Genomic DNA, 7,954 nt, shown 5'->3' with positions numbered 1-7,954 from the left:
CTCGCTCTTGGCAAGATCCCAACTCTTTCCGGGGCGCAGACCAATGATCACCTGCAGGCCGCTGTCTTTCAGATTCAGTGCCTGTCCTCTCCCCTGAGAGCCGTATCCGATCACCGCAATTGTCTTCTTGGAAATTGCAGACGGATCGACATCTTTATCGTAATACTTCTGGATCATAGATGACCTCTGTCCTCCTTTTACACCATTGGAAATGAAGGGATATCTCTTTTCCTTCTATGCAGGATCCTGAGTAGTATGGTGCAGGCATGTACCAGGTAGTGGTGCAGTTACGCGCATTGAGTGGTGCATATAGAAGAGGGATCCTTCACCCTTGTGCACACCAGAAGATATTCAGAATCGTTATCTCCGTGGAACAAGCAGATATGAGTATGAATGACAGATACCGATTCATCATGACCTTCCTCCTGGTTTCATCGCTGATAGTAAGCATTATTCCTGCGGTGATCGCCAGCGGAACAGGAGCAGGATTCGGGGATTATGGAGACTTCGGAGTTTCAGAGTCGGGTCGAATGGCTACAAATCCATATTATTCCGGTGTTATCGCAGGAAATGTTTCTGCTACCAGTTCAACACCGAGAGTAATGACGCCGCTTCCAACAGCAACTCCGGTTCAGGTTAACACAACTCACCCAAATACCACAATAACCGAAAATAGTTCTCATGTACCCTCTGTTGGTTTAGTAAATCTTACCGATGGAGAAACTGCCATACCTGGAAAAAATAACACTACATATAGTTCAATCGGCGAGATGATCCGGGCAGGCGACTGGGATGCACTTGATGCGTATCAGGTACAGAAACGAAACGAAAGTTCTGCTTTTTTTCACCCAGACGAAGTAAATCAGAGTTCTGAAGAGAAGAATAGTTTAAAATCTGGAGAAGATGATTCAACGGTCACCATCGTCTATCCGTGCCCATAATTATTTGTCATTAGTATACCTGATTCTCCGGATGTGTCAGGATACAGAAAGTAAGATATTTTTTTTATCTAACCACAGAACAGTAATTATTAATCGCGTTCAACAACTCTTTCTCGTAGAGTATCTTATCACTATCACGGAGTATTCTCATGCAGTACGAGATCAAATATCGTCCAAGTTATGGATATCTGGTAATAACCCTGCAACCAGGAGAATCGATCGCAGCCGAAGCAGGATCGATGACCTACATGCAACCATCCATTGAGGTCCATACCAGGAAGCGGAAACAAGGCCTGCTCTCTACCATAGGAATGACACTGCTCGGTGGACAGTCCTTCTTTGTCAACGAGTTTACGGCTAAATCAGGTCCGGGAGAGGCGGGTTTTTCTGCAGCACCGCTCGGTGACGTCGAGGTTCTTGAGATCAATCAGAACAGGGGATTTATCCTTCAGAAATCTGCATACATCGCATCCGAACTGGGTATAAACCTGGATGCAGAATGGCAGGGATTTACGAAAGGAATATTCGGTCAGGGCCTGTTCATGATTAAGGTATCAGGCGAAGGTCTGCTCTTTATCAACACGTTTGGGGCGATTGACAAACATATCCTCGCTCAGGGAGAACGGCTTGTTGTTGATAATTTTCACCTTGTCGCATTCAGCGATACCTGCTCATATCAGGTTACCAAGTTTGGGGGATGGAAAGAGACATTTCTCTCAGGAGAATTTATGGTGACAGATATCACCGGTCCGGGAGAGGTATACATTCAAACGAAAAACATCAGAGAACTTGCAGACTGGATCTGGAAACTTATTGAGCCAAAGATTCAGACAACAGCCCGTTGATCGAAAATGCATATTTGACAAACAAGCCTGGTGCGCACCACCTGAAAAACACTAATTAATGCACCAAAATTATAGAGGGCTGGAACCAATATATAATAGATCTTCTTTTTTCAGCATAACATTTTTAGAGAGTAAACTCCCATCATCTCTTGGGAGATACATCCTATGAGTGAGTGTTTTATTGGGCGATAAGAAGTTACGTTTTTTCGACACAACGCTTCGGGACGGAGAACAGACACCCGGGGTATCGCTGACTCCTGCACAAAAACTCGATATTGCTATTGCTCTTTCAGATATCGGAGTACATGTCATCGAGGCAGGATCTGCAGTTGCATCGGAAGGCGAGAGAGAGGCGATCCATCTGATCGCCGATGCAGGACTTGCTGCAGAATGTTGTACTTATGTCAGGGCGCTCAGTCAGGATATCGACTGTGCAGTAGAGGCCGGAGCTGACTCAGTACATCTGGTGGTCCCGGTATCTGATCTTCACATATCCAAAAAGATGCAGAAGACCCGTGAAGAAGTTCATGCAATGGCTATGAGTGCGATCACCTATGCAAAAGAACGCGGACTCATCGTTGAACTTTCTGGTGAAGATGCTTCACGAGCAGACCAGGAATTTCTTGGTATGCTCTACCGGGACGGGATTGCTCACGGAGCAGATCGGCTCTGTTTCTGTGATACGGTGGGAGTTCTTACACCGGAGCGTGCAACAGAGATCATTCCATCTCTATGCATAGCTCCGCTCAGCATCCACTGTCATAATGATCTCGGACTGGCACTGGCAACCACCCTTTCTGCACTGAAAGCCGGAGCCAGTTGTACTCATGTCACGGTAAACGGTCTCGGTGAGCGGGCAGGTAACACACCGCTTGAAGAAGTGGTCATGTCACTGGAGACACTCTACGGTTATAAAACCGGGATTGACACAAAGAAGATATATTCACTATCGACACTGGTGTCCCGCCTGACCGGAGTGCCATTTGCAACCAACAAACCGATCGTTGGGACGATGGCATTTACCCATGAGAGTGGGATCCATGCCCATGGTCTCTTCAGGGATTCACGTACCTATGAGCCCATTTCCCCGGAACTGGTCGGAAGACACCGACGGATCGTTCTCGGGAAACATTCGGGATCAGCATCGGTAAAAGCAGCACTCACCGAACTCGGTTATACACCTAACCCACGCCAGCTCGAGGAGATCGTAAAACGGGTTAAAGCACTCGGTGACGAGGGCAGACGAGTGAGTGATACCGATGTGATGGCGATCGCAGATGCGGTTATGCTGCTTGAATGTAAGCCAATTATCAGTGTCAAACAATTCACGGTTGTGAGCGGATCCAACATTCTGCCTACCGCTTCGGTCACCATGGAGGTCAACGGCGAGGTGGTCACTGGTGCAGCAACCGGAGACGGCCCGGTGGATGCAGCACTTCGGGTGCTGCAGCAGTCAGTTGCAAGTGCCGGTGATATCAGGCTTGACGAGTATAATGTCGAGGCTATCACCGGTGGTACCGATGCAATGGTTGATGTAACCGTAAAACTGAGAAAAGATGGAAGAACTATCACTTCACGCGGAGCCAGGACCGATATTATCCAGGCCAGTGTAGAAGCGGTGGTGACGGGAATGAACCGTCTGTTGAGGGAGATCGATGAAAAGCGGCGCACAGATACTGATTGAAGGGCTGAAAGAGCAGGGAGTAGACGTCATCTTTGGGTATCCGGGCGGTGTAGTTCTTCCAATCTATGATGAACTCTATGACGCTGATATCAGGCACATTCTGGTTAGACATGAACAGGCAGCCATTCATGCAGCTGACGGGTACGCCCGGGCAAGCGGAAAGGTGGGAGTTTGTCTCGCCACTTCAGGACCGGGGGCCTGTAACCTGGTAACCGGTCTTGCTACCGCATATATGGATTCAATCCCTGTTGTGGCTCTAACCGGACAGGTTCCGACTAGCCTGCTTGGCAATGATGCATTCCAGGAGTCAGATATCACTGGCATCACCATGCCGGTGACCAAACACAACTTCCTGGTACAGGATGTAAAAGATCTCAAACGGATCATCAGGGAAGCATTCTACATCGCGGGTACCGGACGGAAAGGACCTGTTCTCATCGATATTCCCAAGGATGTCAGTACAACCAGAATCCCTGATGAAGACGGACCTGACCAGCAGATCCGGCTTCGGGGATACAAACCAACGTATCACGGTCACGGAAAGCAGATCCAGAAAGCCCTTGATCTGATTGGTACCGCAAAGCGGCCAATTATTTATGCAGGCGGAGGGGTCATCGCCTCTGATGCATCAAAGGAACTGGTTGAGTTTGCTGAGCGAACCTGTATTCCGATCACCACCACGTTGATGGGGCTTGGATGCATCCCTGCAGCTCACCCGTTGAATCTCGGCATGCTCGGGATGCATGGGACAGAATATGCAAACTATGCGATCACTGAAGCTGACCTGCTCTTCTCCATCGGTGTCAGGTTTGATGACCGGGTGACCGGAAATCTGGCAACCTTTGCACCACATGCAAAGATCATTCATATCGATATTGATCCTGCAGAGATCGGGAAGAACAAAACCGTGGATGTGCCGATCGTGGGTGATGCAAAAAATGTCCTCACTGATATGCTCCAGAAAATACCCGGTGGCTGCCCACATCCGGAGTGGTCAGAGAAGGTACAAACATGGAAGCGTTCCCACCCACTCAGGTTCAAAGAAGATGGAAAACTCAAACCTCAGTATGTGATCAGGAAGCTTGCAGAGATTCTCGGAACCAGAGGAGTAATCGCCAGTGAGGTCGGACAGAACCAGATGTGGACTGCCCAGTATTATCAGTTCTCCCGTCCTCGTCAGTGGATTAGTTCAGGAGGTCTCGGAACCATGGGATTCGGGTTTCCTGCAGCAATGGGAGCCCAGATGGCCTGTCCTGACGAACCGGTTGTGGTCATCGCCGGTGATGGCAGTTTCCAGATGAATATCCAGGAACTTGGCACCATCGCTCAGTACAATATCCCGGTGAAGATTGTGATCCTCAACAACCGGTTCCTGGGTATGGTCAGGCAGTGGCAGGAACTATTCTACGAGCACCGGTATTCGTATACTGAGTTGCCAGAGGTTCAATTTGCCAAAATTGCCCAGGCATACGGGATTGGGGCTGAAACCGTGACTGCACCGAATGAGGTTGAACCGGCACTGAAGCGTGCTCTCGACCATAAGGGGCCATACCTGCTGGATATCCGGGTTGAGCGTGAAGAGAACGTGTTCCCGATGGTCCCGGCAGGGGCTGCCATCAGTGAGATGATCGTCGGCCATCATACCGAACACGAGGAGGAGTAAATGAACCGACATATCTTCAGTGTTATGGTCGAGGACAGCCCGGGAGTTCTCACCCGGGTTACGGGCCTTTTTTCACGTCGGGGATTCAACATCGAGAGTCTTGCAGTCGGGACCTGCGAACAGCCTAATACCAGTAGAATTACTATCGTCGTATCAGGGAATGATGTCCAGATTGAGCAGGTAAAAAAACAACTCCATAAACTAATCGAGGTCATCAAAGTTCTGGATATTACCAACTCAGAGCATGTTGAACGTGAACTGGCTCTCATAAAGGTTAAAGCAGAACCCGGAGAAGTCAGATCAGCGATCATGCAGGTTGCAGGGATATTCAGGGCTAAGATCATTGATGTGGGAACTGATACCCTGATGATCGAAGTGACCGGAGACTCTGGCAAGATTGCGGCAATTGTGGATCTACTCAACCCATATGGTATCATCGAACTGGTCAGAACAGGAAAGATAGCACTCCAGCGGGGTGCAGGAACTGCCTGTTCAGGCAGATAAGAGCCTTTCTCATTTTTTCATTACCAGAAGATTTAGAATCCTGATCTCTAATATTTCCGTAACTTGATATTCCAGACCAGCATAACAGATACATATCAGGGGGTTTCGGCTCTGGATTACCAGAGCCGGGGGAACAGAAATGGCAACTGTACTTATTATTGATGACAATCCGGTAGACCAAAACCACATGGCAGAAATCTTAAGCACTGAAGGATACACAACTATTGCGGCTGAAATGGGGCCGGAAGGAATCCGTCTATGCCGGGAGAAACAGCCAGATCTCATCATTCTTGACCTCGTGATGCCGGACATGAATGGGATAGAAATACTTCGGGAGTTCAAAAAAGAATTCCCTGCAATACCGGTAGTCATGTGCTCAGCCGCAGGACTTGAGCAGGTAGTAGCACTTGCACTCCGGGTTGGTGCTGCTGGTTACATCGTCAAACCATATGACAGGGAGACGGTACTCAAAAACCTGAAAGGGCACATTGCGGCATGAAAAACAGAAAATTCAATCACAATTCGGGGAATCAGTAACCTTCACAATCACATATCATCTCTTTTGCTGCAGATACCGCATCTTTTTTGATATCAACAGACCCACCGAGTTATCCCCACCGAGGGAGAATGCACGCTCATGGGCAAGAGCAGCATCCTCGAACCTCCCGAGATTTTGAAGAGCGTCACCTTTGAGAAACCAGGCCCTGGCATTTTCATCGTCTTCTGCGAGAACCCGCTCATACGCAGTAACGGCTGCTTCATGTTCACCGGTTATCCAGAGCAACTCAGCATGCAGTGCCCAGGGTTCAGGAATATCCGGAGCGATCTCAAGAATTTTTTCCACTGCCTGCAAGGCTTCATTATAGGTCCCGTTTTCATACAGGGATTTTGCATGGGATAGCAGGAGGGTTGGATCTTCGGGAAACTGTTTCAGAGCTTCTGAAACTGCACGGGCTGCCTCATCCTGCCTGCCACATGCGATCTCGGCATCTGCTTTCAGACGCCATGCTTCGGGATCATCGGGTTTGAGTTCCAAAGCAATGGTAAGGGGCTTGAGGGCCTCCTCGTAGTTACCTGCTGCACAAAGACTCCGTGAGTACCGGATCAGGAGCGTAGGATCATGTTTCCGTTGTCCGGTAATGTGACTGAACGCCTCGGCTGAACGCTCGTACTCTCCCAGACGGTACAGTGTTTTTCCCTTTAGTTCCCAGATCTCACCGTCATCAGGAGCAAGATCCAGATAGTGGTCAAAACTGGATAGTGCTTTCTCGCATTTGCCTGCTGCATACAGAGTGACACCCTGTTTTTTTATCATAACCGGATCGTCAGGGAGATATATGGCAGCATGCTGGTATGCCTCAGCAGCCTGGCTGTAATTGCGCATAATCTCATGAGCTGACGCTTTCCGCTTCCAGAGTTCACCATTTTCAGGGTGCTGATTCAATGCTTTTTCCAGAGATCTGACCGCTTCCTTGTAATGTCCTGCTTCAAAGAGGGCCACACCCAATATCCCGGGGATCTTTTCATCATCCGGAGCCTGCTTAGAGGCTTGAAGAAGTGAGAGTGATGCATCTTCAAACAGATGCAATGACTGTTCAATCTCTGCTTTTAGAATCCAGAGATCAGCATTCTTCTCATATTTTTCAAGCAGTCGTCCTACTTTAGCATGTGCCTCCTTCACCTGACCGGTCTGAAAGAGGGCGGTGGCAAACCCGTACAGCACATCATATCTGCCAGCTGCCGGATCACTGATCCGTTCATAGGTATGGCAGGCACTCCGATATGACCCAATCTTCATCTGCAGTTCTGCTTTCAGCATCAATGCTTCATTATCAGCCGGGATCAGTTCAAGTGCATGGTTTAAGGACTGAATTGCATCAGGAGACTGATTCTGGGCTACCTGGACCTGAGCCAGAAGCAGCCATGAGTCGAATTCTGAACCTGACAACTGGATCGAATGTTTCAGGATGAACTCGGCTTTCTGAAATTCTCCCAGGGAGACCAGTGCTTTGGCATGTGAAAACCAGGCCTGATAATCTTCAGGTTGGTTGTCTTCAACCATCTCAAAGGCAGCTATTGCATCGGTGTACCGTTTCAGGGCCAGGAGCGTGAGACCATACCAATATGATGCTTCGACATTGGTCGAATCCCGGGAGAGCGTCTCGGTGAATTTCTGGATCGCACCATCATAGAGACCGAGTTTATACAGTGAAACACCGAGCAGGAAAAAGACCTCTTCATCAGCTCCAAACCGTTCAAGGTACCGTTCAGCAACCTTGATCAGTTTCGGGTGTTCATTCTGGTAGGCTAGTGCGTT

7 protein-coding genes and 1 pseudogene are annotated in these 7,954 nt (G+C 48.8%); 6 read left to right on the top strand and 2 right to left on the bottom strand.

Features of this window, described 5'->3' with window-relative positions; translation table 11 throughout:
* Positions 1-177, bottom strand: a pseudogene (locus LUQ50_RS06730) (ketol-acid reductoisomerase); the annotation flags it as partial.
* Positions 178-389: 212 nt separating this feature from the next.
* Here LUQ50_RS06730 and LUQ50_RS06725 point away from each other — a divergent pair.
* The 6 genes from LUQ50_RS06725 (at position 390) to LUQ50_RS06700 (ending at position 6,136) form a co-directional block, all read left to right on the top strand.
* A complete protein-coding gene (locus LUQ50_RS06725) occupies positions 390-941 on the top strand; it encodes a hypothetical protein (RefSeq protein WP_300038076.1) in 552 nt (183 codons plus the stop codon).
* 149 nt (positions 942-1,090) lie between these two features.
* Entirely contained in the window at positions 1,091-1,786 is a 696-nt protein-coding gene (locus tag LUQ50_RS06720; RefSeq protein WP_300038073.1) for a TIGR00266 family protein, read from the top strand.
* 169 nt (positions 1,787-1,955) lie between these two features.
* Positions 1,956-3,470 (top strand): 2-isopropylmalate synthase, encoded by a 1,515-nt coding sequence (locus LUQ50_RS06715; protein WP_300038070.1) that lies wholly within the window; start codon positions 1,956-1,958, stop codon positions 3,468-3,470.
* The gene (gene ilvB / locus LUQ50_RS06710; protein ID WP_300038067.1) at positions 3,442-5,133 is read left to right on the top strand and encodes a biosynthetic-type acetolactate synthase large subunit; all 1,692 of its coding nucleotides are present in this window, start codon (positions 3,442-3,444) and stop codon (positions 5,131-5,133) included. The genes LUQ50_RS06715 and ilvB overlap by 29 nt, the downstream gene beginning before the upstream one ends.
* Positions 5,134-5,637: an acetolactate synthase small subunit gene (gene ilvN, locus LUQ50_RS06705; RefSeq protein WP_300038065.1), complete on the top strand. Its 504-nt coding sequence runs from the start codon at positions 5,134-5,136 to the stop codon at positions 5,635-5,637. It begins immediately after the preceding gene.
* A 139-nt stretch (positions 5,638-5,776) separates the two neighbouring features.
* Positions 5,777-6,136 carry a response regulator transcription factor gene (locus tag LUQ50_RS06700; protein ID WP_300038062.1) on the top strand — a complete coding sequence of 120 codons (360 nt, stop codon included), beginning with the start codon at positions 5,777-5,779 and terminating at the stop codon, positions 6,134-6,136.
* A 54-nt stretch (positions 6,137-6,190) separates the two neighbouring features.
* Here the strand turns inward: LUQ50_RS06700 and LUQ50_RS06695 are convergent.
* Positions 6,191-7,954, bottom strand: a 1,764-nt coding sequence (locus LUQ50_RS06695; protein WP_300038059.1) for a tetratricopeptide repeat protein, incomplete at its 5' end; no start/stop codon positions are given.

Origin of the sequence: Methanospirillum sp., from assembly GCF_028679455.1 — an archaeon.
In the GTDB taxonomy this organism is placed as follows: domain Archaea; phylum Halobacteriota; class Methanomicrobia; order Methanomicrobiales; family Methanospirillaceae; genus Methanospirillum.
Note: the sequence above shows the minus strand (reverse complement) of the source record. Positions and strands in the feature narration are given on the sequence as shown.